Source organism: Streptomyces sp. G5(2025), assembly GCF_049542075.1.
GTDB lineage: Bacteria > Actinomycetota > Actinomycetes > Streptomycetales > Streptomycetaceae > Streptomyces.
Genome location: NZ_JBMUZT010000006.1, coordinates 3646285 through 3670000, shown reverse-complemented (window position 1 = coordinate 3670000; position 23716 = coordinate 3646285). Strand labels below are relative to the sequence as shown.

Annotated in this window: 21 protein-coding genes, 2 rRNA genes and 1 pseudogene (1 of these 24 cut by a window edge); 7 read left to right on the top strand and 17 right to left on the bottom strand. The window is 68.9% G+C overall.

From position 1 onward, the window contains the following. The 3 genes from ACOBQB_RS27510 to ACOBQB_RS27500 all read left to right on the top strand — a co-directional run. Window positions 1–2416 (top strand): 23S ribosomal RNA (locus ACOBQB_RS27510); it begins 705 nt to the left of the window's first position. An 87-nt stretch (window positions 2417–2503) separates the two neighbouring features. After that, window positions 2504–2620, top strand: a 5S ribosomal RNA gene (gene rrf, locus ACOBQB_RS27505). A gap of 167 nt (window positions 2621–2787) precedes the next feature. Next, complete coding sequence (locus ACOBQB_RS27500) at window positions 2788–3348, top strand: GNAT family N-acetyltransferase (protein ID WP_423595256.1); 561 nt, start codon at window positions 2788–2790, stop codon at window positions 3346–3348. 41 nt (window positions 3349–3389) lie between these two features. Here the strand turns inward: ACOBQB_RS27500 and ACOBQB_RS27495 are convergent, their stop codons facing one another. Beyond that, the gene (locus ACOBQB_RS27495) at window positions 3390–4388 is read right to left on the bottom strand and encodes a LuxR C-terminal-related transcriptional regulator (protein WP_423595254.1); all 999 of its coding nucleotides are present in this window, start codon (window positions 4386–4388) and stop codon (window positions 3390–3392) included. Window positions 4389–4476: 88 nt separating this feature from the next. Between ACOBQB_RS27495 and ACOBQB_RS27490 the strand changes: the two genes are divergently transcribed. Continuing rightward, window positions 4477–5211, top strand: coding sequence for an SDR family NAD(P)-dependent oxidoreductase (locus ACOBQB_RS27490; protein WP_423595252.1), 735 nt, complete (start codon window positions 4477–4479; stop codon window positions 5209–5211). A 34-nt stretch (window positions 5212–5245) separates the two neighbouring features. Here ACOBQB_RS27490 and ACOBQB_RS27485 read toward each other — a convergent pair whose 3' ends face one another. From ACOBQB_RS27485 to ACOBQB_RS27450, 8 genes and pseudogenes are all read right to left on the bottom strand, one after another. Then, window positions 5246–6859, bottom strand: coding sequence for a type IV secretory system conjugative DNA transfer family protein (locus tag ACOBQB_RS27485; RefSeq protein WP_423595250.1), 1614 nt, complete (start codon window positions 6857–6859; stop codon window positions 5246–5248). Beyond that, complete coding sequence (locus ACOBQB_RS27480; RefSeq protein WP_423595248.1) at window positions 6849–8234, bottom strand: ATP-binding protein; 1386 nt, start codon at window positions 8232–8234, stop codon at window positions 6849–6851. Before ACOBQB_RS27480 ends, ACOBQB_RS27485 begins: the two co-directional genes overlap by 11 nt. A gap of 62 nt (window positions 8235–8296) precedes the next feature. Next, entirely contained in the window at window positions 8297–9856 is a 1560-nt protein-coding gene (locus ACOBQB_RS27475; protein WP_423595246.1) for an SCO6880 family protein, read from the bottom strand. Next, window positions 9853–11216: pseudogene (locus ACOBQB_RS27470) on the bottom strand (hypothetical protein). The gene ACOBQB_RS27475 and the pseudogene ACOBQB_RS27470 overlap by 4 nt, the downstream one beginning before the upstream one ends. Beyond that, complete coding sequence (locus ACOBQB_RS27465; RefSeq protein ID WP_423595244.1) at window positions 11206–12051, bottom strand: hypothetical protein; 846 nt, start codon at window positions 12049–12051, stop codon at window positions 11206–11208. Before ACOBQB_RS27465 ends, ACOBQB_RS27470 begins: the two are co-directional and overlap by 11 nt. A gap of 190 nt (window positions 12052–12241) precedes the next feature. Further along, on the bottom strand, window positions 12242–12550 hold the full coding sequence (locus ACOBQB_RS27460; protein ID WP_055570172.1) for a hypothetical protein: 309 nt from the start codon (window positions 12548–12550) through the stop codon (window positions 12242–12244). Window positions 12551–12793: 243 nt separating this feature from the next. Then, on the bottom strand, window positions 12794–14302 hold the full coding sequence (locus tag ACOBQB_RS27455) for a hypothetical protein (RefSeq protein WP_423595241.1): 1509 nt from the start codon (window positions 14300–14302) through the stop codon (window positions 12794–12796). A gap of 343 nt (window positions 14303–14645) precedes the next feature. After that, window positions 14646–15389, bottom strand: a complete 744-nt coding sequence (locus tag ACOBQB_RS27450; RefSeq protein ID WP_423595239.1) for a DUF4232 domain-containing protein — start codon at window positions 15387–15389, stop codon at window positions 14646–14648. A gap of 464 nt (window positions 15390–15853) precedes the next feature. Between ACOBQB_RS27450 and ACOBQB_RS27445 the strand changes: the two genes are divergently transcribed. Further along, window positions 15854–16324, top strand: a complete 471-nt coding sequence (locus ACOBQB_RS27445; RefSeq protein WP_423595238.1) for a hypothetical protein — start codon at window positions 15854–15856, stop codon at window positions 16322–16324. Between the two features lie 77 nt (window positions 16325–16401). Here the strand turns inward: ACOBQB_RS27445 and ACOBQB_RS27440 are convergent, their stop codons facing one another. Then, the gene (locus tag ACOBQB_RS27440; protein ID WP_423595236.1) at window positions 16402–17076 is read right to left on the bottom strand and encodes a hypothetical protein; all 675 of its coding nucleotides are present in this window, start codon (window positions 17074–17076) and stop codon (window positions 16402–16404) included. Window positions 17077–17271: 195 nt separating this feature from the next. Between ACOBQB_RS27440 and ACOBQB_RS27435 the strand changes: the two genes are divergently transcribed. After that, complete coding sequence (locus tag ACOBQB_RS27435; RefSeq protein WP_423595234.1) at window positions 17272–18249, top strand: hypothetical protein; 978 nt, start codon at window positions 17272–17274, stop codon at window positions 18247–18249. A 152-nt stretch (window positions 18250–18401) separates the two neighbouring features. Here the strand turns inward: ACOBQB_RS27435 and ACOBQB_RS27430 are convergent, their stop codons facing one another. From ACOBQB_RS27430 to ACOBQB_RS27420, 3 genes are read right to left on the bottom strand one after another with little or no spacing between them, the layout of a single operon-like run. After that, entirely contained in the window at window positions 18402–18647 is a 246-nt protein-coding gene (locus ACOBQB_RS27430; protein WP_423595232.1) for a DUF397 domain-containing protein, read from the bottom strand. 46 nt (window positions 18648–18693) lie between these two features. Continuing rightward, window positions 18694–18888 (bottom strand): DUF397 domain-containing protein, encoded by a 195-nt coding sequence (locus ACOBQB_RS27425; RefSeq protein ID WP_423595230.1) that lies wholly within the window; start codon window positions 18886–18888, stop codon window positions 18694–18696. Between the two features lie 10 nt (window positions 18889–18898). Next, window positions 18899–19765 carry a helix-turn-helix domain-containing protein gene (locus ACOBQB_RS27420; RefSeq protein ID WP_423595228.1) on the bottom strand — a complete coding sequence of 289 codons (867 nt, stop codon included), beginning with the start codon at window positions 19763–19765 and terminating at the stop codon, window positions 18899–18901. Between the two features lie 171 nt (window positions 19766–19936). Here ACOBQB_RS27420 and ACOBQB_RS27415 point away from each other — a divergent pair, with 171 nt between their 5' ends. Then, window positions 19937–20398 carry an ATP-binding protein gene (locus ACOBQB_RS27415; RefSeq protein WP_423595226.1) on the top strand — a complete coding sequence of 154 codons (462 nt, stop codon included), beginning with the start codon at window positions 19937–19939 and terminating at the stop codon, window positions 20396–20398. Here the strand turns inward: ACOBQB_RS27415 and ACOBQB_RS27410 are convergent. The 4 genes from ACOBQB_RS27410 to ACOBQB_RS27395 form a co-directional block, all read right to left on the bottom strand. Beyond that, on the bottom strand, window positions 20387–21100 hold the full coding sequence (locus tag ACOBQB_RS27410; RefSeq protein ID WP_423595224.1) for a hypothetical protein: 714 nt from the start codon (window positions 21098–21100) through the stop codon (window positions 20387–20389). The genes ACOBQB_RS27415 and ACOBQB_RS27410 overlap by 12 nt on opposite strands. A 17-nt stretch (window positions 21101–21117) precedes the next feature. Beyond that, window positions 21118–22029: a hypothetical protein gene (locus ACOBQB_RS27405; RefSeq protein WP_423595222.1), complete on the bottom strand. Its 912-nt coding sequence runs from the start codon at window positions 22027–22029 to the stop codon at window positions 21118–21120. Window positions 22030–22100: 71 nt separating this feature from the next. Then, complete coding sequence (locus ACOBQB_RS27400; RefSeq protein WP_423595220.1) at window positions 22101–23354, bottom strand: putative T7SS-secreted protein; 1254 nt, start codon at window positions 23352–23354, stop codon at window positions 22101–22103. Between the two features lies 1 nt (window position 23355). Further along, entirely contained in the window at window positions 23356–23679 is a 324-nt protein-coding gene (locus ACOBQB_RS27395) for a hypothetical protein (protein ID WP_398302716.1), read from the bottom strand. Between the last annotated feature and the right edge of the window lie 37 nt (window positions 23680–23716).

Genomic DNA, 23716 nt, shown 5'->3' with positions numbered 1-23716 from the left:
GTTAACCCGTGTGGGGAAGCCGTAGCGAAAGCGAGTCCGAATAGGGCGATTCAGTAGCGCGCTCAAGACCCGAAGCGGAGTGATCTAGCCATGGGCAGGTTGAAGCGGCTGTAAGAGGTCGTGGAGGACCGAACCCACCAGGGTTGAAAACCTGGGGGATGACCTGTGGTTAGGGGTGAAAGGCCAATCAAACTCCGTGATAGCTGGTTCTCCCCGAAATGCATTTAGGTGCAGCGTCGTGTGTTTCTTGCCGGAGGTAGAGCACTGGATAGGCGATGGGCCCTACCGGGTTACTGACCTTAGCCAAACTCCGAATGCCGGTAAGTGAGAGCGCGGCAGTGAGACTGTGGGGGATAAGCTCCATGGTCGAGAGGGAAACAGCCCAGAGCATCGACTAAGGCCCCTAAGCGTACGCTAAGTGGGAAAGGATGTGGAGTCGCACAGACAACCAGGAGGTTGGCTTAGAAGCAGCCACCCTTGAAAGAGTGCGTAATAGCTCACTGGTCTAGTGATTCCGCGCCGACAATGTAGCGGGGCTCAAGCGTACCGCCGAAGTCGTGTCATTTCAGCATGAGGGCCAACGCCCGCTGGGATGGGTAGGGGAGCGTCGTGTGCCGGGTGAAGCTGCGCCGGAAGGCAGTGGTGGACGGTTCACGAGTGAGAATGCAGGCATGAGTAGCGATACATACGTGAGAAACGTGTGCGCCGATTGACTAAGGGTTCCTGGGTCAAGCTGATCTGCCCAGGGTAAGTCGGGACCTAAGGCGAGGCCGACAGGCGTAGTCGATGGATAACCGGTTGATATTCCGGTACCCGCTGTGAAGCGTCAAACATTGAATCAGGCGATGCTAAGTCCGTGAAGCCGTTCCGGACCCTTCGGGGAATGGAAAGTGGTGGAGCCGACGGACCAGACTTGTAGTAGGTGAGTGATGGGGTGACGCAGGAAGGTAGTCCAGCCCGGGCGGTGGTTGTCCCGGGGTAAGGGTGTAGGCCGTGCGGTAGGTAAATCCGTCGCACATAAGGCTGAGACCTGACGCCGAGCCGATTGTGGTGAAGTGGATGATCCTATGCTGTCGAGAAAAGCCTCTAGCGAGTTTCATGGCGGCCCGTACCCTAAACCGACTCAGGTGGTCAGGTAGAGAATACCGAGGCGTTCGGGTGAACTATGGTTAAGGAACTCGGCAAAATGCCCCCGTAACTTCGGGAGAAGGGGGGCCATCACCGGTGATGAGTCTTGCACTCTGAGCTGGGGGTGGCCGCAGAGACCAGCGAGAAGCGACTGTTTACTAAAAACACAGGTCCGTGCGAAGCCGTAAGGCGATGTATACGGACTGACGCCTGCCCGGTGCTGGAACGTTAAGGGGACCGGTTAGTGCACTTTCGGGTGTGCGAAGCTGAGAACTTAAGCGCCAGTAAACGGCGGTGGTAACTATAACCATCCTAAGGTAGCGAAATTCCTTGTCGGGTAAGTTCCGACCTGCACGAATGGCGTAACGACTTCTCGACTGTCTCAACCATAGGCCCGGTGAAATTGCACTACGAGTAAAGATGCTCGTTTCGCGCAGAAGGACGGAAAGACCCCGGGACCTTTACTACAGTTTGATATTGGTGTTCGGTTCGGCTTGTGTAGGATAGGTGGGAGACTGTGAAGCATGCACGCCAGTGTGTGTGGAGTCGCCGTTGAAATACCACTCTGGTCGTGCTGGATGTCTAACCTCGGTCCGTGATCCGGATCAGGGACAGTGTCTGATGGGTAGTTTAACTGGGGCGGTTGCCTCCCAAAGAGTAACGGAGGCGCCCAAAGGTTCCCTCAGCCTGGTTGGTAATCAGGTGTTGAGTGTAAGTGCACAAGGGAGCTTGACTGTGAGACCGACGGGTCGAGCAGGGACGAAAGTCGGGACTAGTGATCCGGCGGTGGCTTGTGGAAGCGCCGTCGCTCAACGGATAAAAGGTACCCCGGGGATAACAGGCTGATCTTCCCCAAGAGTCCATATCGACGGGATGGTTTGGCACCTCGATGTCGGCTCGTCGCATCCTGGGGCTGGAGTCGGTCCCAAGGGTTGGGCTGTTCGCCCATTAAAGCGGTACGCGAGCTGGGTTTAGAACGTCGTGAGACAGTTCGGTCCCTATCCTCTGTGCGCGTAGGAATATTGAGAAGGGCTGTCCCTAGTACGAGAGGACCGGGACGGACGAACCTCTGGTGTGCCAGTTGTCCTGCCAAGGGCATGGCTGGTTGGCTACGTTCGGAAAGGATAACCGCTGAAAGCATCTAAGCGGGAAGCCTGCTTCGAGATGAGTATTCCCACCCCCTTTGAGGGGTTAAGGCTCCCAGTAGACGACTGGGTTGATAGGCCAGATCTGGAAGCCCGGTAACGGGTGGAGGTGACTGGTACTAATAGGCCGAGGGCTTGTCCTCAGTTGCTCGCGTCCACTGTGTTGGTTCTGAAACCACGAACAACCCCATGTGTGGTCACGCATGGTGCGGTTGTCAGTTTCATAGTGTTTCGGTGGTCATAGCGTGAGGGAAACGCCCGGTTACATTCCGAACCCGGAAGCTAAGCCTCACAGCGCCGATGGTACTGCAGGGGGGACCCTGTGGGAGAGTAGGACGCCGCCGAACTAATTTTGAACGGGAAACCCCCGCACCTTATGGTGCGGGGGTTTTCTGCGTTTCACGGCTCTCCCACGTTTACGCGGCCCACGTGCGTGTGCCCGGCAGGACCTCGAAGCTGAAGTCGTCGATGGCCTTCTTGCCAGGCTTGGGGACCCTGAAACCAGGATCACCGCATGAACCAGCATGGTGTACGAGCCGTCCGTGCCGAGGAGTGGCCGCAGGTCAGGGAGTTGCGACTGGCCGCGCTGCGGGATCCGGCGGCGCCGGTCGCGTTCCTGGAGGCGTACGAGGATGCCGCCGCGAAGCCGGACTCGTTCTGGCGGGAGCGGGCCGCAGGGGCCTCGACGGGGTCCCGGGTGCGGCAGTTCGTGGCGGAGGGGCCGCACGGCGTGTGGGTGGGCTCCGTGACGGTGCTGGTCGAGGAGGCGGGGCCCGACGACGTCTTCGGGGGTGTGATCGAGCGGCGGCAGGCGCATCTCGTGGGAGTGTTCGTGCGGGCCGAGCACCGGGGGAGTGGTGTGACGGACGCGCTGTTCGAGGCGGCTGTGGCGTGGGCGTGGTCGGTGGAGGGGGTCGAGCGGGTGCGGCTGTACGTCCACGAGAACAACCCGCGGGCACAGGCGTTCTACCGGCGGTTCGGCTTCGTACGGAGTGGAGAGGTCGTCCCGGTGCCGGGGGACCCGTCCGCGCAGGAGTATGAGTTGGTGCTGGAACGGTCGGCCGGGGCTCGGTGACCGGAGGTGAGGCGGGGTCCGAGGCAGTGCCCGGGGGAGGGCTAGGGCGTGGGCTGGAGCGTGGGCTCCGCTCGGGCGATCAGGTAGCCGAGCTGGGCGCGGGAGCGTGAGCCCAGGTCTTGGGAAATCGCGGCCACATGGCCCGCGACCGTACGCCGTGATACCCCGAGGCGACGGGCGATCGCCTCGTCCGTGAGGCCGGAGACGAGGAGACTCATCACGGCGCGGCGGACCTCGCCGACGATCCGCGGGTCCTGGGTGCGCGCGGTGGTGCGCGCGGTGTCGGGCTCGGCGACCGGCCGGGCCCGTTCCCAGGTGTCATCGAAGACCTCGGCGAGGTGTGCCACGACCGCGGGGTGCCGGATCTCCACGGCGCCGCGGCCGAGGAGGTAGGCGACGGCCCGGTCGCACACGATGAGACGGCCCGTCAGCTGGTGCAGGGTGCGGACCCGGCCGCCAGCCTGTTCGATGTCCTGGAGGCGGCGCCACTGCGCGGCGTGGGTGCGGGCCGCGTGCGGATACAGGGCCCGGTGCGTGACGCCGGCCGGGACCAGGGCGGGGTCCGGGAGGTCGTACGGGCCGCGTTCGCCCGTCGGCTGGACGGTCAGCAGCTCGGAGTGGCACGCGCGCACGGCCCGTTCCAGGAGGGCGGGCACGGCGTCGGCGCCGTCGAGCGCCGTCAGCCAGTCCTCGGACTCGCGCCGGGCGGCGCGGTAGATCGCGTGGACCGGCGAGAACCCGGAGCTGATGGACCGCAGCCGGTCCTGCTGGGCGTCGAGTATGTCGCGTACGGGCTGGAGGAGTTCGGACTCCGCGAGGTTGGGCGACACGGCCACGAGGACGTCCGGGTCGTCCGGCGGCGGTGTCAACAGCCCCAGGTGTACGAGGCAACGGGGCGCCGACGCGCGCGGGAGGCAGCCCTTGACGACCGCCGCGCGGTAGCGGACCAGGCCTTCGGCGCAGGGGGCCGCCGCGGTGTCGGCGCACCGGCAGCCGGGCGCCGGGGCCTGTGCGTCATCGTGTATCGCACGATTATGCACAGGGTTTTTGAAGGTTTGTGAGCTGTGCGGCTGCGAGGCTTGAGGGGAAGAGCTTCTTTTGCTTGTGAATCAAAGGGATGTGGTCCACGTGAGCCTTTCGAGCAGCTTTTCGGGCAGCACGGTCGTCATCACCGGCGCGGGCGGCGGCATCGGCCTCGCCACCGCCGAACTCGTCGCGCGGCGCGGCGCCCGCGTCGTCCTCACCGACCGGGGCGCCGACGGGGTGCGGGCGCAGGCCGAGCGGATCGGTGAACTGACGGGCGCCACGGCCGAGTACCGGGCGCTGGACGTCACCGACGAGGCCGCCGTGACGGAGGTCATGGGGTCGGTCGGCACCATCGACCACCTCTTCACGTGTGCGTCGGGCAGCGTGATCGCGCCGTTCGAGGAGCTGACCGAGGCGCAGGTGCGGCAGTTCTTCGAGGTCAAGTGGTGGGGGCAGTACCGGTGTGTGCGGGCCGCGCTGCCGTACATGCCGAGGGAGACCGGATCGGTCACGCTCGTCTCGGGCTATCTGTACCGGAAGGCCGACCCCGGCTACTTCGCCTTCGCCGCCGTCAACGGCGCCGTCGAGGCCGCGGTGACCTCCCTCGCCATGGAGCTCGCGCCGCTGCGCGTCAACGCGGTCGCCCCGGGCCCGACCGACACGCACGCGCATCTCATGAGCCCCGAGGAGCACCGCGCCTACCGGGAGGAGATCGCGGGCCGGCTGCCGGTGGGGCGGCCCGGGACGGCCGAGGAGGTCGCGCACGCGGCGGCGTACCTGATGGAGAACTCGTTCACGACGGGCACGACGCTGGACGTGGACGGCGGCAAGCGCTGACCTCGGGGGCCGCGGTCCTATGGGTACGGGGGTGTCAGACCGGCAGTTCGCTGTCCGGCCAGCGGGATCGGCCCTGTTCGCGGGAGCGGAGCAGGGCCAGCGTGGGCAGGCCCCGGTCGACGCCGGTGGCGAGCAGCTCCGGGAGCTGGGGGAGCGGGGCCACGGCGGCGGCGTCGTCCAGGACGAGCGTCATTGGTGGGTCGAGCCGACCGGAGGATGACCGTTCGGCCATGCGCCGGCCGTGCTCGACCACGCTGGAGGCGAGTGCCGTCAGCAGCGGCATGGCACCCGGGCCTTGGCGGGACTTGGGATCCTCGATCGCCTCACCCACCACGAAAAGCGTGCCCCCTTCATGCACAAAGGAATCCAGGGTGAGCGCATCAGTTCGGTTTGGTGTGCAGGACTCGCGGACGTGGACCGTGAAGAGCGCGGACAGCGAACGTGCCGTCAGCTCCTGTGCCATGTCACGCCGTTCCGGATACGCGGTGAGAGCCGCCTCCAGTTCACCCGCGGCGCCGGACGCGGCCTCGGGGTGCGTACGGAGGATGCGTACCGCCTCCTGGACCTGGGTGCCCTGCGCCCAGCGGTGGACGTGCTTCATCGGCTTGTCGGCCACCGCGGCGGCGTGCAGGAAGCTGCGCATCAGCGTCTCCGCCGTGTCCGCCACGGCGGCGTCGAGCCTCGCGGTCGGCTTCGTCGGGGCGAGGAGGGCGGCGGCGCGGCGGGCGGCCGTCGCCTTGTCCCGGCAGCCGGAGGTGGGGGACCAGTGCATGCGGGCGGGGGTGTCGCACAGGTGGGAGGGGTCGTAGAGGAGGACGGGGCCCAGTTTGGCGCGGGCGTCCTTCGTCTCCTCCCACAAGGTGGGGTCGGAGGTGAGGACCAGGGCCGCGCCCTCGGCGTCCTGGACGGCCCGGAGCGCGTGGGGCCGGCGGGTCTCCGGGGGGCCGAGGACGAGGGGGGTGCGGGGCGCATCGGGCGGCGTGGGCGGGGTGGGGCGGGGGGAGGGATGCGGGGTGAGCTGAGTGGTCGTGCTGGGCTGCGGCTCATTGGAGGGCATGGGCACGGCAGGCCGGGGGACCACCGCGCTGTGCATCGGCTCCTCGGGAAGCGCCGGCGGTGCGGGTGGTGCGGGTGGGGCGCTCGGGGCAGGGGTCTGCGCGGGCGGGGCGCTCAGGGCGGCGGTCTGTACGCCCCCGACGCCCTCGACGCCCCCGACATGTACAGGTCCGCTCACCTCCACCGCGCTCACCCCCACCACGCCCTCCGCCCGCGCCACCCTCCGTACCGCGCGCCACCGTGCGACCGTCCCCACCACGAAGACCGCCAGCACGATCAGCACCAGCAACTGGCCGATGAACAGCCCCCAGAACAGCCCGTACCCCGACAGCTGCCCGGCCGGGGTCTCGGGCCGCGCGCCCGGCAGGTCCTGCGGGTCGCCGATCAAGTGACGTACCGCCAGCGGTGTATGGCCGAACGTCACCCGGTCCGGTGAGGCGCCGTGCGCGAACCACGCCGCGAGCTTCGTCGACGACCAGACCAGGGCCGTGGAGACCAGCAGGAAGCCGAGGACTCCCAGCAGCAGCCCGTCGGGGACCCCCCGCCCGGCACCCGCGTCCCGGCGTCGGTCGCGCTCCCAGTCATCCCGCATGCTGCTCCATGTACGCCGCCCGTGCCTCGGCCTCCAGCTCGGCCGCCCGCATGGCGTCGTCGGCGAGGTCGGCGGACGACTGCGTCATGGCGCGGTCCGTGAAGACCAGCGGCCGTTCCGTCTCCGTGATGAGGTGCTTGACCACCTGGACGTTGCCGTTCACGTCCCACACCGCGATGCCCGGGGTGAGGGTCGGGATGATCTCCACGGCCCACCTGGGCAGCCCGAGGACCCGGCCCGTCGCCCGCGCCTCATCCGCTTTCTGAGCGTAGATGGTCCGGGTGGAGGCCATCTTCAGGATCGCGGCCGCCTCCTTGGCCGCCGCCCCGTCGACCACGTCGCTCAGGTGGTGGACCACCGCCACGAACGACAGACCGAGCCGCCGCCCGAACTTCAGCAGACGCTGGAACAGCTGTGCGACGAAAGGCGAGTTGATGATGTGCCACGCCTCCTCCACCAGGAAGATGCGCTTCTTGCGGTCGGGCCGGATCCACGTGTGCTCCAGCCAGACGCCGACGATCGCCATCAGGATCGGCATGGCGATGGAGTTGCGGTCGATGTGGGAGAGGTCGAAGACGATCAGCGGGGCGTCCAGGTCGATGCCGACCGTCGTCGGGCCGTCGAACATGCCCCGCAGGTCGCCGTCGACCAGGCGGTCCAGGACCAGCGCCACGTCCAGGCCCCAGGCCCGTACGTCGTCTATGGCCACGTTCATGGCCTCGGCGGACTCCGGTTCGGGGTGGCGCAGCTGCTCCACGATGTCCGTCAGGACCGGCTGGCGCTCCACGATCGTCTCGTTGACGTACGCGTGGGCGACCTTCAGCGCGAAGCCCGAACGCTCGTCCAGGCCGTGGCCCATGGCGACCTCGATGATGGTCCGGAGCAGCGCGAGCTGACCGGTCGTCGTGATCGCCGGGTCGAGCGGGTTGAGCCGGATGCCCATGTCCAGGGCGGCCGTCGGGTCGAGCCGGATGGGCGTTATGCCCAGCTCCTGGGCGATGAGGTTCCACTCGCCGACGCCATCCTCGCCCTGCGCGTCCAGGACGACGACCTGGCGGTCCTTGAAGCGCAGCTGCCGCAGGACGTACGTCTTCTCCAGCGCCGACTTGCCGTTGCCCGACTCGCCGAGCACCAGCCAGTGCGGCGCGGGCAGCTGCTGCCCGTACAGCTGGAAGGGGTCGTAGATGTAGCCCTTGCCGGAGTACACCTCCCGCCCGATGATCACGCCCGAGTCGCCGAGGCCCGGCGCGGCCGTCGGGAGGTAGACCGCCTGGGCCTGCCCCGTGGACGTACGCACCGGAAGCCTGGTCGTCTCGACCTTCCCGAAGAGGAAGGAGGTGAAGGCGTCCGTGAGGACGGTCAGCGGATCCCGCATCGCAACAGCCTGCCTCTACGTCGATACCGTCTAGCGCAATTGTGCGCTCGCACTTTTGCGCTCTAGCGTCGGATGCCGGTCGCGAACGGCAGCGTGTTGACGAAGGCCCTGTGGTGCTCGCGGTCGCACCACTCCAGCTTCAGATACGACTTGCCGGCGGAGGCGCGGATGGTGCGCTTGTCGCGCGCGAGGGCCTCCGGGGAACGGGACGAGACCGTGATGTAGCCGACGAGGTTCACGCCCGCCGCGCCGCTCGCCAGGTCCTCGCCGCGCTGGTCCAGGCGGGAGTGCGAGGCGATGTCGCGGGGGTCGACCGTGCGGTTCATCTTGGCCTGGCGGCTGGCCTCCGCCTCGTCGTTCGTCTTCTCGGTCAGCATCCGCTCGATGGCGACCTCGGTGGGTTCGAGGTCCATCGTCACGGCCACCGTGCGGATCACGTCCGGGGTGTGGACGAGCAGCGGAGCGAGGAAGTTGACGCCGACGGGCGTCATCGGCCACTCCTTCACCCAGGCCGTGGCGTGGCACCAGGGAGCCCGGGTGGAGGACTCGCGGGTCTTGGCCTGGAGGTAGGTGGGCTCCATGGCGTCGAGCTCGGCGGGCCAGGCGTTGCGCTTGGTCATCGCCTGGATGTGGTCGATGGGGTGGTCCGGGTCGTACATGGAGTGCACCAGCGAGGCGAGGCGGCCCTGGCCGAGCGGCTGCCGTACGCGGATGTCGGCCTCCTGGAGCCGCGAGCAGATGTCGGTCAGCTCACGGGCCATGACGACGGCGAGACCGGAGTCCTTGTCGAGCTTGCGGCCGCCGTGCGGGCGGGCCGCGCGGGCCATGGCCTGCGCCTCGGCGGCCAGGTCGCGGGAGTAGTGCATGCAGGCGACGAGGTAGGCGCGGTGCTGCTCGCTGCTGGTCGACACCATCGACTGGAGCTGGTCGTACGACTCCTGGAGCCACGGCAGGGCACGGTCGTCGCCGCGCTGGGCGACGTCCTTGGCGTGGGCGTCGGGGTCGGCGGGCAGAGTGCGGGCGAGCATCTGGAGGCGGGTGACGAAGCCGTCGCCGTTCGCGACATGCTTCAGGAGCGTGCCGAAGCGGTCGACGAGCGCCTCCTGGTCCTCGCTGTCGCGCAGGCCGACACCCGGGCCCTCGATCTCGATGGCGGCCGTGACCGTACGCCGGTCCGCGTGCAGTAGTACGGCGATCTCGTCCGGCCCGAAGGGCGCGGCCAGCCAGCTGATGCGGCCGATGCCGGGTGGCGGCCCGACCTCGACCTCGCGGCCGTCCAGCCTGACCCCGGCCTCCGGGGCCGCGGAGCGGTAGGCGGTGCCGCGCTTCAGGGAACGCTTGTAGCTGCGGTTGATCTCGAACCACTTGTAGAACGTCCGGCCCTTGTACGGGACGTACACCGCCGCGATGGCGAGCATCGGCAGGCCGGTGAGCAGCACGATGCGCAGGGAGAGGACGGGGACGAGGAGTCCGCACATCATGCCGAGGAACGCCCCCGCGATGATCAGGGCGATCTCCCCGGTCTCGCGGTTCTTGCCGACGATCGCGTTCGGCCGCGCGCGGCCGATCAGATATGTGCGGCGGGGCGCGACCGGCTGGGACACGTGGGACTGGGTCGTCAACGCCCTTCACCTCCCGTGCGGTTGGTACTGCTGGTGCGGGAGCCGCCGCGGTTGCCCGCGTGCGGCGTGTGCGTCGCGCTGGTGCTGCTGCGCGGCGCGGGGGCGGCGGAGGGGACAGATCCGCCGCCGTTCGCTGAGCCGCCGCCCCCGGTGGGACGGCCGCTGTGGGCGGCGACGCCGCCGCCGACGGGGTTGGCGGGCCGGGGCTGGTTGGTCCCGCCGCCACCGCCGCCGCTTCCGTTGCCCCGGGCGCTGTGGGTCTTGATGCCCTGGGAGACGAGGGAGGCCGGGGAGCTGATCACGGCGGCGGCCTTGCTCTCGGCGCCGCGCATGATGCGGTTGTCGCGGAGCCGGCGATCTCGTCGCCGAAGCCGGGGACGAAACGGTAGATCATGGCGCTCGCGAAGATGGCGAGCAGGATGATCGAGAGCCCGGAGACGACGGCGGAGAACGCGTCGGGCCCGTCATCGGCGGAGAGCGCCCCGGCGAGGCCCAGCACAATGACGATGATCGGTTTGACGAGGATGACGGCGATCATGATGCCCGCCCAGCGGCGGACGTGCGACCACAGGTTCTTGTCGACGAGGCCGGCGTAGACGACGGTGCCGAGGAGCGCTCCTACGTAGAGCAGCGCGGCCCTGATGACGAGCTCCAGCCAGAGCACGCCGGCGGCGAGGATCGACACGAGGGACACGACGATCAGCATGATCGGGCCGCCGCCGATGTCCTCGCCCTTCTTCAGGGCGCCGGAGAACGTGCCGAAGAACTGGTCCGTCTGGCCCCCCGTCGCCTTCGCGATGACATCCGAGACGCCGTCGGCCGCCGAGACGACGGTGTACAGGATCAGCGGCGTGAAGGCGGAGGCGAGGACCGTGAGCCACAGGAAGCCGATGGCCTCGGAGATCGCGGTGGTCACCGGTACGCCGCGCACGGCCCGCTTGGCGACGGCGAGCAGCCACAGGAGGAGCGTGAGGATGGTCGACGCGGCGAAGACGACGGCGTACTGCTGGAGGAACTTGGGGTTGGTGAAGTCGACGTTGGCGGTCTCCTTCACGGCGTCGGAGAGCTTGTCGACGGTCCAGGAGGCAGCCTCGGCGCAGCCCTTGGCGAGGGAGCTGAGGGGGTCGAGGCCGGGGCTGATGGGGTCGTCGGCGGGGAGCTTGCTGCCGCTGTCGGAGTCGGCTTGTTGGCCTTTTTCGCAGTACTTTTTGGCGGGGCCGCGGATGAGTTCGCAGGGGTCGTCGGAAGGTTCCGGGTCCGGTGCCGCCAGGGCGCGGGTGGCCAGCAGCACGGTCGCCGTCTGCACTGTGGTGAAGGCAGCGGCGAGCGTGAGGGTGCGGCGACGGGTACTACCGGGCATAGGTGAACCCTCCGAACTGCTCCACTGCCTTCGCCATGTCGTCGGCGGTGGACGCCCTCTGGTCACGGCCGACCGGGACGGGGCCGTCCTTCTGCCGGAAGTCGGCGACCTTCCAGTCGCCGTCGGCCCACCGCAGCTCGTACGTGTTGGTGAACCAGCTCTCGGATACCGGGTTGCTGGTGTTCTCGCCCGCCAGGCCGAACAGCGACGAGTACCAGATCTCGACGCTCGCGCTGTCATTGTCGAACTTCTTGACCTGGGTGCCCACGGGAATGATGCGGGAGACGAACTTCGTGTTCTTCGGCGGCGTGCCGTCGGGGTTCAGGCCGATGCCGGCCAGGAAGTCCTTGCCCGAGTACACCTTGTCCAGGGACGGCTGGCGCTTTCGCGCCTCGTCCGGGGTGTAGACCGTGTTCACGATGGCGTCACGCTTGGCCTTGTCGAACATCTCGGCCGAGCCGAGCGCCACCGCGTAGTTCGCCGCGGCGCTCTGCGCACCCTGCTCCGTCTTGGCGAAGCCGGTCGCAATGCCTTCCGTCTTCCCTCCGACCGGCTTCTCCCCCGAAGGGGCTGTCGCCGAGCCCGCCGGCTTCTTCGCGTCGTCGCCGGCCGGCGAGTCCTCGCCCCCGCCCCGGTTGGCGAAGGCGATCGCCGCGATCAGCAGGACCACGACGCCGACCACCGTCACCAGGCTCCGGGAGGACGACCGCCCGGGCCGGGCGGATCTGCGCGCGCCGCCGTAGACGTCGTCGCCGCCCTCCCCCTCGGGGAGCCGCGTCCTGGTCTCTCCCGAGCCGCCGAAGAGGCCGTCGTTCCGCTCGTCGTCGAGGCTCATGCCGCGACCGCCCCCTCAACCTCTTGCTGAACCGTCACGCAGGACACGTATGACGGTAGCCGTGCTGGTTCCCGCGCGGGCGCGGTGTGGTGACTCGACATCAGGGAGTTGCAACCTCAGCCGGTGGGCACGACGGACGGGTGGGGAGAGGGGGACGGGAGGGGCGCCAGAGGGCCAGGTGGAAGGGGCGCTAGACCGCCATGCCGTACACGATGGTGAAGAGTGTGCCGAGCGAACCGATGATGAAGACTCCGGTCAGGCCCGCGATGATCAGGCCTTTGCCCTGTTCCGCGCTGAAGGTGTCGCGCAGCGCCGTCGCGCCGATGCGTTGCTTCGCCGCACCCCAGATGGCAATGCCGAGACAGAGGAGGATGGCGATCGCCATCACGACCTCGATCATCACGCGTGCCTCGTTGCCCAGGCTCCCGAAGGGACCCCAGTCGGGGGCGATCCCGCCGATGATGGTGGTGATGTCGCCCTTTTCGGCTGCCATAAGCATGTGTAACTCACCGCCCCTAGTGGGTTGTTCTGCCGCCTCTGCCCACCTCGGTACAGAGGACAGCTCATTCTCGCCGACAATCGCGCCTGCGGATGACGCCTTGGCGCCATTTCGTTGGCCGACTTCGTACGTTTCCTCGTGCGTGAGGTCTGGTCACTCTGTGTATCACGCGGTAGGACGCCGGGCAATGACGGCCCGGCGCGCCCGTGACCAGGACTTCTGACCAGGTCTTCTGACCGGTATTCAGGTCAGTCCGAGGCCGGCCGATCCGCGGGTCACGAAGGAGCAGTCGGTGTAGCGGTACGACGGGCTGAGCCGCGCGCCGTCGGCCCGATTGCGTACGGTGGCCCGCTTGTAGAGGAAGTGGTACTCGCCGGCGGGCAGCCTGAGCGTGGTCCTCGGGTACGTCGTGACGCCCGCCCGGCACGCCTTGTCGCCCTGGGGTTTGGTGGGGAAGACCCGGCAGGACGCGCAGTCCTTGAGCTTGATCCTGCCCGTGGTGGGGCCGGTGTAGAGGACCTCCAGCTCGCCGGGGCCGAGGTTGGCGAGGACGAACTCGACCTTGCTGCCGCCGGGTGAGCCGGACGGGGGCAGGCGGCGGCCCGCGCTCGGGCGTTCCGCGGCGATCTCGGCGGCGATGGCGACGTCCTTGGCGCGGTCGCGCTTCTTGCCTGCGGGGTAGGCCTTGGCGAAGCCGTTCAGGGTGGCGGCGGCCTTCGCGAAGTGGGCGTCCTCGAACTCGTCCATGCCGCAGGCGTAGACGCCGCGCTCCACGGCCCGGTCGGTGTCGCCGCGCAGGGCCGTGGCGTCGACCGCGTCACCGGGCAGGGCTTCGGTGGTGGCGCCGAGGACGCGCAGTTCCCCGACGGCGGGGCAGGGGTCGCTGCCCTTGAGCGCGGTCGTACGGGCGCCGATGGCGTCGCGGAGGGCCGGTTCGACCTTGGCGGCCTGGTCCGACGCGGGGAAGGTGCGCAGGAGTTCGCCGAGCGGGGCGTCGGCGGCGGGGCGGCCGAGCGCGTCGGTCCCGCATTCGTAGAGCGCGGTGGCGAGGCGGCCGTCCGGCCAGGTGGCGAGGGCGCCGAGGTGGTCCTTGCCGAGGGTGCCGGGGACGGCGCGCAGGTGTTTGAGCGGGGTGACGGCCTCGCAGTACCGCTTCGCGGCGTAGGGGGCGGCGACGGTCTCGTAGTACTTGGTGAGGCTGTCGGGCAGGCGGGCGGCGGCCTTCGAGCCGGGGTGGTCCTCGGCGAGGCCGCGGTAGATGCCGAGGGCCCTCTTGTACGTGGTCTCGGCGCCGCCCTCGAAGGGCTGCCCGTCCAGACCCGCGACAATGCGGTCGGCCTTGTCGAGGCGGCCGAGGAGCATCTGCTCGACCGCCTCGTCCCGCGCGTCGTCGTACGCGAGGACGCCACCGGCGGGTACGGCGAGCAGGACGACGCCGAGCCCGGCGGCGAGGGGCGCGCGCAGCGGGAGGCGGCCGGGGTCGCGGGCGGCCCGCAGTGCGCCGTGGGCGGCGGCCAGGAGCAGCAGGGCGGCGTAGCCGACGAGGAGGCCGCCGGGGACGCCGTCGACGTCGGCGGGCAGCGCGAGGAGGAGCAGGGCCGCGGTCGCGGCACAGCAGAGCGCGGTGAGGAGCAGCCGCCGCAGGAGGAGGTAGCCGAGGCCGAGACCGGTGAGGTTGAGCAGGGCGACGGCCAGGGGTACGAGGGGGCCGCCGGGCCGCTCGGAGGGGCTGTCCGGTGGTCGGCCGGGCATGGGGGGCGGGGTTTGGGCCGGGGTCTGGGGCGTAGGGGGGGCTGCTCCAGGCTGCGTACGTGGGCGGTGGTGGGCCGAACTGCCCCGGGGCGCCGTGGTCGCCGTGGTCGCCGTGGTTGCCGTGGTCGCCGCCGGGTCCCGCGGCATGCTGATCCCTTGGCCCTGGCTCCATGGTCGGCTCCCCCCGGCCGTGAGCGTGCGCCATGCCGCGCCCGTAGGCCGCACAGCGCCCGATTCCTCCACCATCGGGCATGGGTGAGGTCACGTCAATCAGCTGCGGCGGGGGACGGCCGTGCCCCCTGTGACCAGGCGTTTCCCTGGTCCCAAGGGGCACTCGCGTGCCTCAGCCCGCGGGGGAGTCGCTGACCTTGCCGACCGGGCCGATCGCGAGCTTCGGGCCGCTGGACGAGCCCTCGCCGCTCACCGGCAGGGAACCGGCGGGCCAGACGATGGTGACGGTCTTCGTCTCGTTCGGCGGGGTCACCAGGATCTTGGCGATACGCACGCCGGATCCGCCGCTGTTGTTGATCGGGAACGTGATGTTGAAGGCAGCGGACTCGCCGTCCTTGAGGACGTCGGAGTGGGCCTGCTCGCCGTTGCGGTCGACGGACAGCGTGTCGCCCGTGGCCGACTTCAGGTCGACGCCCGCGTAACCGTTGATGGTGCAGTCACGGCCGCCGCCGTTCTTGAACACGACGGTGACCACGCCCTCCGTCTTGTCGGTGCTGTTGTCGTGGGCGGTCACCTCCAGCTCGTCGCTGCGGCAGGCGCCGGCCTTGCCGTTCTGGTGGGAGCCGGTGCCGTTGCCGTTGCCGGTGGTGCCGCCGCCGCTGCCGCTGTCACCGCCGGAGCCGCCGTCGGAGCCGCCTTCGGAGGAGCCCGAGCCCGAAGAGCCGGAACCCGAGGAACCGGAGCCACCGGTGCCGCTGCCGCTGTCCGACCCGGCGCCTTCCGAGACCGCCGTCGGCTTCGTGCCGGCCGACGAGGAGGCGTCCGCGGCGTCGTCCCCGTTGCATGCGGTGAGCGAGAGCGCGCCGAGGAGCGTGAGGCCGGCGAGCAGGGTCTTCGAGGTGTGCTTGAGCTTCATGGGGTCCCCCGTGAGGTGCGTGATGTCGTTCGTCCGGTACGGCGTGCGTCGGCCGGCAGCTCACAGCGAAGCCGTCCCCGGCCGGTGGGGGCAAGGAGCGCCGGTGGATCAGGGACGCCGGAATGCTTTCGCAGGTCCTGACCTGGGGTTATGGCTGTTCCCTGGAACGTCGTCGTGGGACGGATAGGATCATGAACATGACTGTTCCCGTGTCACTTCGCACGCTCGCTGCCGTGTTCGCGGTGGCTGCTCTCGCTCTGACGGTGTCCGCCTGCGAGGAGGACGGGGAGCGCAACAGCGGCACTTCGCGCGGGGGTGGCACCGCGGGCGGAGACGGCACTTCGGGCGGGAGCGGGACCTCGGGCGGGAGGGGCACCTCGGGCGGGGGTGGTACCAGTGACGCGGTTGGTGCGAACCCCGGCCGTAACGGTGGGGCCAGCGGCGGGCCCGAGGTTCGTCAGAAGATGATGCTGGACAACATGCCCGAGGCCGGCACCGTGATGGCCGCGGGTGCGTACCTTCAGCGCTTCACGACCTGCGAGCGCTACAGCATCGATCCGGCGGACGAGCGCTACTACCCCATGGACGAGAAGTTCGACGCCTCGTGGGGTGTGCAGTTCCGCGGCACGTGCGATGACGGCGGGCACGGCTACATCCGCGTCCTCAAGACCAACGACATGGTGCGGTTCCAGAGCGCCTACAAGGCGGACCTGGCCGAGCGCCTGAAGACGAACGAGCGCGCGGCCATCAAGGGCGGGTTCGCGATCGGCAAGGACTTCGCCGTGATCGCGCCCGACGGCGAGACGATCCGCGACCTGTCGGCGTCGGGTCTGCTGGTCCTCAACTGCAACCCGAACTTCCGGCCGACCGGGGACGTGGCGACGGCGCCGGCGCTGGTGGACGGCTGTGTGCTGACGGACGAGTTCGTCGGCTGAAGCCGCTGAAGCCGCTGAGGCCGCTGAGGCCGCTGAGGCCAGTGAGCCCGCGGCCCGGTGGCCCGGTGGCCCGGTGGTCAGCGTTCGGTGCGCGGAGCCCCGTACCAGCGCCACGTGGTCAGGCGTGCCCGGCCGGGGAGTTCGCCGCGGCCGGTCGCCCACAGGAGTGTGGGCCACGGGGGCGTGTCCGTCGGGGCGTCGGGGAAGAGGCGGTGCAGGACGCGGGCGCAGAGGGCGGCGGGCGGGTCCCACGTACCGCCGATGCCGAGTCCGTTCGCGATGTCGTACGTGTGGACGAGGGTCTCCACGACGCCCATCGCGGCGAAGCCCTCGGGGTCCGAGGCGCCGAAGCCGTGGTGGGAGCGGACGGTCGGCGGGGTGGTGGCGACCATGGCGGTCAGCAGCGCGCCGCACGCCTCCACTACCTGGAGCAGTCCCGCGGGGCCGGCCGAGGGGTCGGCGAGGGTGACGTTGGCGGGGCCGCCCGGCGTCCGGCTGACCCAGTGGAAGGGGACCACGCCGTCCAAAGGGGGATGTTCCGGGCCGAGTTGGGCGGCGTAGGCGAAGAGGTCGTCCGCCAGGTGTTCACCCGTCTCCCAGCAGTCCCACTCCAGACCGCCCGCCTTGGCGCTCCAGTCGGCGTCGTCCGGTGCCCCGCGCAGGGTGGCGACGGCGAGGCGGACGGCGCGGGTGACGTCGTCGGCGGTGACGGGGGCGGTGTGGTCGGCCGGTGGCGCCGGGGTGTCAGGCATAGCGGGACGGTAACAAACGCGTGGGATGGCCGCGTTGGCCCGCAGCGACTCGGGGGGCGGCAACTGACGGGAAGCGCTCTTGTGGCGGTGGCGGGCGGCGGCGACGATCTCTTCGCGGGGCGGGGGCCCGTCCCGGACAGTGGCGCGATCGGCCGGTGGCCGCGCGGGGGCGGAAGCGGAAGGGGACGGTCGACCATGGACCACCAGGGCGGTGCGGCACCCGGGCAGGCGCGCACGCCGGCCGAGTTCGTCGCGCTGCTGCGGCGGATGAAGGAGGCGTCGGGCCTCACGTACCGCCAGTTGGAGCTCCGTGCCGCGGAGCGAGGGGACCTGCTGCCGCGCAGTACCGTCGCCGGGGCGCTGTCCCGGTCGGCGCTGCCGAAGGCGGAACTGGTCGAGGCGCTGGTCCGCGCGTGCGAGGGGGAGGAGCGGGTGGGGGCGTGGCTCGCGGCGCGGGACCGTGTCGCGTCGGGCGAGGTGACACCACCGCCCTCTTCCGCCCTGGCGAGGGTGCTTGACTCCGTACCTGTCACCTCAGCCCCAGCCTCCACCTCCACGTCTGCCTCTGCCTCTGCCTCTGCCTCCGCCCTCTCCCGGAAGCGGCCGCGGGCGCTCACCCTCGCCGCCGGGGTGATCGCGGTCGTGGCTCTCGCGGCGGTGGGTGCCTCCGCGTTGAACGGCTCCGACGAGCCGCACGACCCCTCGCCGTCCGACTCCGCGGAGGCGGTGAGCGTCCCGTCCGGCGTCGTACGGGTGCAGCCGCTGCGGGCGACCGGGCTCTGTCTCACCGACGGACGGGACAGGAAGGGGCGGTACGGGAGCCATATCGCGGTGTTCCGGCCGTGCGGGGAGGCGGTGCCGCCGACGACCGAGCTGGAGCCGCTCGGCGGTGGTGTGTACCGCGTCCGCTGGGAACACCCGGAGCACGGCCCCGGCTGCCTCGTCGCCCCGACGAAGGGCGCCGTGAAGGGCTTCCTGGAGCCGTGGGACGACTGCAAGGCGGCGGCGCGGCTGTGGGTGGAACGGCGGGGGGAGGCGTATGTGCTGCGCCTCGCGGACGGGCGGTGCGTGGGGGTGAACGGCTCGGCGGTCGCGGGGGTGGAGGCCGTGCTCGGGTGGTGCGGCGGCGCCGACACGCAGCGGTTCCTCATCCGGCGGGGCGCCCGGGGCTGAGCGCGGCACCGGCCCGGCGAGAGTCCCCCGACGTCCCCCGAACCCTCTCGCCGGGCCCGCACCCAGGCTGGCATCGGGCGAGGGCGCCGGGCAACGGAAATCCTGTCCGGGACGAGGCCAAGGCCGTCCCGGACAGGTCAGCGGCGGGGGCGTCAGTCCTTACCGACGCCTTCCACGAAGTGGTCGAACTCGCCGGCTTGCACGCCGAGTACGAAGGCGTCCCACTTCTTACGGGTGGTCGTGACGACGTTCTCCGGGTCGCTGGTCTCTCGGAGGTAGACGGCGTCGTCCTTGCCGTAGGCGATCTCGATCCAGGGGCCGGGACCCTGTTCGTCCTCCGGGGCGGCGCGGATCCAGTCGAGGTCGGCGGGGATTTCGGGGCGGGGGGTCTCGGTCATGGTCTGCTTCTCTGGGTCGGGCGGGGGAGATGAGTCGTGACTCTCCTCAGGCCGGTTCGGCGCCTGTGGCCCGCTTGGTGTCGCGGATCAGTGCGGCGAAGGCGGCGGGGGTGGCGGTGAGTATCGCTTCGGTGGGGTCGCTGCTTTCGGTGAGTTCGACCTTGCCGGTGGCAGTCGCGGCGACGTACACGCACGAGCTGCCCTCGGAGCAGTACGTGGACTTCTGCCAGCGCGGGTTCATGAGCGCTCCTCTACAGATCTCGCATCACGGTGTGGATGAGGTCTCGGGTATTCCCCGGGCCGAGCGAAGCTGCCGACAGCCTCTCGAAAAGTGTCCGGTACTTGTGAAGCTGTGCCTCGGCGTCGAGGAACACCAGCCCGTGTGACTGGTCAAGGTAGACGGTGTCGAGCGGGGGCACCGGCCCATGGACGTAGTAGATCGACTGCCCGGACCCGGGGTAGGCGCCAGCGTCGAACGTGATCGCACGCAGGGTGACATTGTCGCGCTCGCTCATGTCGAGGAGGTGCTGAAGCTGGCGCATCGCGACGGCGGCACCACCGACCTTCATACGGAGCGCGGCTTCGTGGATGACGGCCTCATAAGGAACGGGGGCGTCGCGGTACAGCACCGCCTGACGCTTGATGCGAAACGTGAGGCGGTGCTCAATCTCCGGTGGCGTCAGTTCGGTGACGGCTTGGCGGAAGATCTCGCGAGCGTAGTCATGTGTCTGGAGCAGGCCCGGAATCCGTGCGGTGACGCTGTCGCGCAATGCCTCGGCATGGTGCTCCAGTTCCGCCAGGTCGAGCAGGGCTCCGGGCAGCAGTTCGCGGTACGCCTCCCACCAGCCGCGCGTACGGTCGCCCGTCATGCGGGCGAGGGCATCCACCAGGGCCTTGTCCGGGCACTCGTAATGGCACGCCAGCATCCGCACACGTTCGGGACTCACGCCCATGCGCCCGGACTCCATGTTGCTGACCTGGTTCTGCTTCACGCCCAGCAATTGACCGGCTTCGGTGGACGTCAACCCTGCCCGTTCGCGAAGTTTCCGCAGCTCTGCACCCAGCCGGAGTTGACGACCTGTCGGGTTGGCTCTCACCGTTCGCTCGCCTCTCGCCATGACTGGTCACCCACATGAGTGGCAGATCAGCCTTTTTACGCGATACCGATAACGCCTTATCGGAACTTCGCTACCTTGCAGCCAGGCCACTCGCCCAGAAGACCCCGCTCGACGGACCGGCATCGTCACTGGGCCCTGCCCGGCAACTACCCACTCGCAACGGAGACTTCCGTGAACGCAACCGTATCGCCGCCCTGGACCTACACCCTCCACCTTCCCCACGACCCCCGCGCCCCAGGAATCGCCCGCACCACCCTCCGCGCGGTCCTCACGACGTACGGCCTGGGCGAACTCGCCCCCACCGCGGAGCTCCTCGCGGGCGAGCTGCTCAGCAACGCCCACTGCCACACCGACGGGCCCTACGCCCTCCGCCTCCGTTCCGCCTCCCCGGAGGGGATCCGCGTATCAGTGTGGGACTCCGACCCGCGGATTCCCCCCGCGTTCGCAGAAGACCGCACGCCCGGCCATCGCCCGCCGGACATGGCGGAGAACGGGCGGGGGCTGCACCTCGTGCGAGCTTGCGCGGACCGCTGGGGGGCTTACACCGTAGGGACGGCCCACGCGGGGAAACTGTTGTGGACGGAAGTCACGCCCGGTATCCCATGGCGGCAGTCCCGGGACTCAAGGTGCTGACTGCATCCGCTGGGCGGTCTCGACGTCCTCGGCCGGTTCGGTGAAGGAGACCGTCCGCAGGATCGCCGCCATGATGTTGCAGAACTCGGTCCAGTACTCCGTGGACGCGGTGTGCAGCGTGAAGACCGCGGTGAACGGGCCCGTCGGAAACGGGACATGGACCTGTATCTGCCCGGTGAGGAGATCCGCCGCCTCGCCGGTCGCCGTGATCTCCGGGTTCAGCTTGTACTCGGTGAGAGTGACGCACGAGACCGCGGGACCGCACGGCAGGTCGAGCCAGCGGGCGTCATTGTGCGGGGTGCTGGAGAGGAGGGTGAGGATTCCCCGGGCGACGGTTTCGGTGTCGCCGGCGGCCTGATCGGTCGGGACGGCTGCGACGGTGAGGGCGCACTGGGCGACGCCGGCGGATGCCTCTGCCTGGTCGGCGTCTTCCGCCGTGGAGAAGAGTCCCATCGCCGAGTAGGAGACGCCGGTGTCTGCCATGAGCTCGGCGAGGCCTGCGTAATAGGGGGCGGCGGGTTCCCAGATGCGCTCGTCGCCGCGGGAGTAGAGGCCGCGTACGAACTCCTTGGCGCGTGCAGTGCGTTCGTCGGCCGTGGCGGCGAGGGGGAGGGCGTGGAAACCCTCGGGGACGTTGAACCAGAGGGGCGGGGGATCGAGTTCGTCGGCCGGAGTCGGGGGGAGGCTGGTTGGGGAGGTCATGGGGGGAGCGTCCTGGGTCAGAAGTCTTCGGGGTGGTAGTCGGTGTACTCCAGCTCACTGCCGTCGGCGTTCATGCTCAGTTTGCGACTGCTGCTACCGAAGAACGCGTCGAGCTCACTCGGCACGAGAGCCTCGACGCGATAGTGCCCGCACGGCAGACGCGTGACGATGGGTTCCGAAAGGTCCGGTGCGTCAGTGGTGGCGAGGAAGTTGTCAACGGCGTCCCGTTGTTCCCGCGTCAGGGAGCCCAGCGGGATGAAGTGCGGGGTGTGAACCAGGTACCGAATGAATTTGTTGCGGTTGTGAGATTCCAGTCGGCACCAAGATCCGTCGGTGAAACGGAGTTTGACATCCCGCTCTTGGCGGAAGTTCCGCGGCTCCACGTGACTGATATCGGATCGCGGAGTTTCCCAGAGGACTTCGTCGTCGATGATCGCCCTGTTCTTCTTGTGGACAGGCACACCGACGACGAGCAGACGACGATCGGTGACGATCGCGTGTGTGCGATATCGCTCCTGGTCGGGGGAGCGGGCGGGATCCAGCTGCCAGGGCAAGGTGCGTGCGAGGGTGCCGGGCGCGGCCCACATGACAGGGAAGTCATCGATCTCGTCAGCGCGGTCCTCGGATGTTGTCTTGCCGGATTTGCTGGGGGAGGGGCCACTGCCCCCGCCACCGGTGAGGACGCCCATGATGACGGCGACCAAGGCGAGAGCTCCGCCTTTGCCTACGTTCCGCGCGAGCGAGCTTCCGGGCGAGCGGGGCGTGTACACGGGGCCTTCAGGCCAGCCCGGCAGCTCGTTCTGGATGTCATTGCGTTCGGTGTCCCGGAACCAGCGCATACCGGAGACGGGCATGGCTTCGCCCGTCGCAAAGGTGACGGGAGTGCGGGACAGGAGAATCTCGCCGGGGCCAGGCTGCCAGATGTGCATATCCGTCTTCCTGTGCTTCGTTTCCGCATCCGTTGCCATACGCACTCAGGTTTGTCCCGCGAGCAGAACGATCAGCTGGCGGAGGCCGACCTCTCGAACTGATCGCCAGGGTAGAGGGCGTCTCCCACATGCTGATGGATGCTTGTGATCTTGGGGAAAATCTTCAATCCCGCGTCCATGGCGATACCGGCTCCCATCGGATTGATGTTCACCCCAGGAAGCAGATTGGCTCCCTTGGAACCAATCCACTGACCCGAGTGATAGCCCTGACTCGCGAGGCCACCCATGCGCGTCATCAGCCCACTGGAATGCGTGACTTTGTAGACCTCCTCGGCCTTGCCGCCGAGGACCACCTTGCCGGGGAGCAGCTTGATTCCGCCCGTGGCTGACTGAGCGGCCTCGCCGGTGGAGAGCAGCATGCGAGCCTCGCCGATCCTGGTGGCCTTGAACCCCTTGCCGAGCGCGGCGGCCTTGGCCAGCGCCGGGGCCTCGCCGACAACCTTGACCCCCTTACTGAACATCCCGATCCCCGGCATCAACCCCACCGCATCCAACCCCATCTGCGCCCAGCTCACGTCCGCCCCGCCCATTTTGGCGAGCCCATGCGCCCCCAGGGCCAGCCCGCTGGTGATCAGTGCTGCCGTGCCGAAGACCGCGGCGAGTGGCGGGAAAGGGAGCGTGACGATGGCCAGGAGGCCCAGGACGGCCGTCAGGTCGCTCAGCAGGTCGCCGATCAGCTTGATCATGTCGGCGTGGTCCTTGAGCCACTTGCCGGTGGCGTCCCACGCCTCCTTGACGCCCTTGGTGAGCTTGTCCCAGAAACCGGGCTCGTCCGGGGCGATGTCACCCGCCTTGTCGAGTTCTTTGCTGATCGCGCCCGCGGCCTTGTTGTAGCGGTCCTCCAGGTCGTGGACATCGCCGATGATGTCGACGACGGCCCCGGACGCCTTGGCCATCTCATCGCTGTCGGGCTTGGCCTCCGACCGCGCGTCCAGCTTCTTCCCGGCCTTCTTCTCCAGCCGGTCGGCCTCGTCCTGGAACTCCTTCAGCTCCCTGGCCCACCGGTACAGCGCGCGCGAGGCCTTGTCGAAGGATTGATGGCTCTTGCGGATGAGCGGGGTGACGTCCTCACCTATGTACTCGGTGAAGGCGAGCGCGGCCTTGCCCTTCCAGGCGCCGCACTCGATCCGCTCCAGGTCCCGGACAGCGGTGCCGAGTTCCGATGCGAGACCGCCCAGCTTCTTCGCGAGCTCGCGGGTGTCCTCGACGTCGCCCGGCGTGGGGTCCCAGCCTATGTGGGGGAATGCGGGCCGTTTGGTTCCCATGTCAGTGGCCCCCGCCCCTCTTCTCCGCGGACTTCTTCTTGGCCGTCTTGAGTGATTCGGCGAGGGCCTGGTCCAGTTTGCTGAACTCCTCGTCGATCTTGTCGATCATCTTGACGGCACCCTGGGTGTGCTTGCCGAGCTGCTTGACGCCGTAACCCCATTCATCGGCGAATTCCTGGACGTCCTCGGCGAGTTTGCCCGTGCCGACCACCGAACCGTCGGTGTTCTTGAGGGTTCGGCGTGCGGCGTCCATGCGGTCGCTGACGGAGGAGAACGTCTTCTTGAGGCTCTCGAAGACCGTGCCATCGAGACGAAGGTCGCTCATGTGTCGTTCCAGCCTTCTGTGCGTCGTCGAGGAGTGG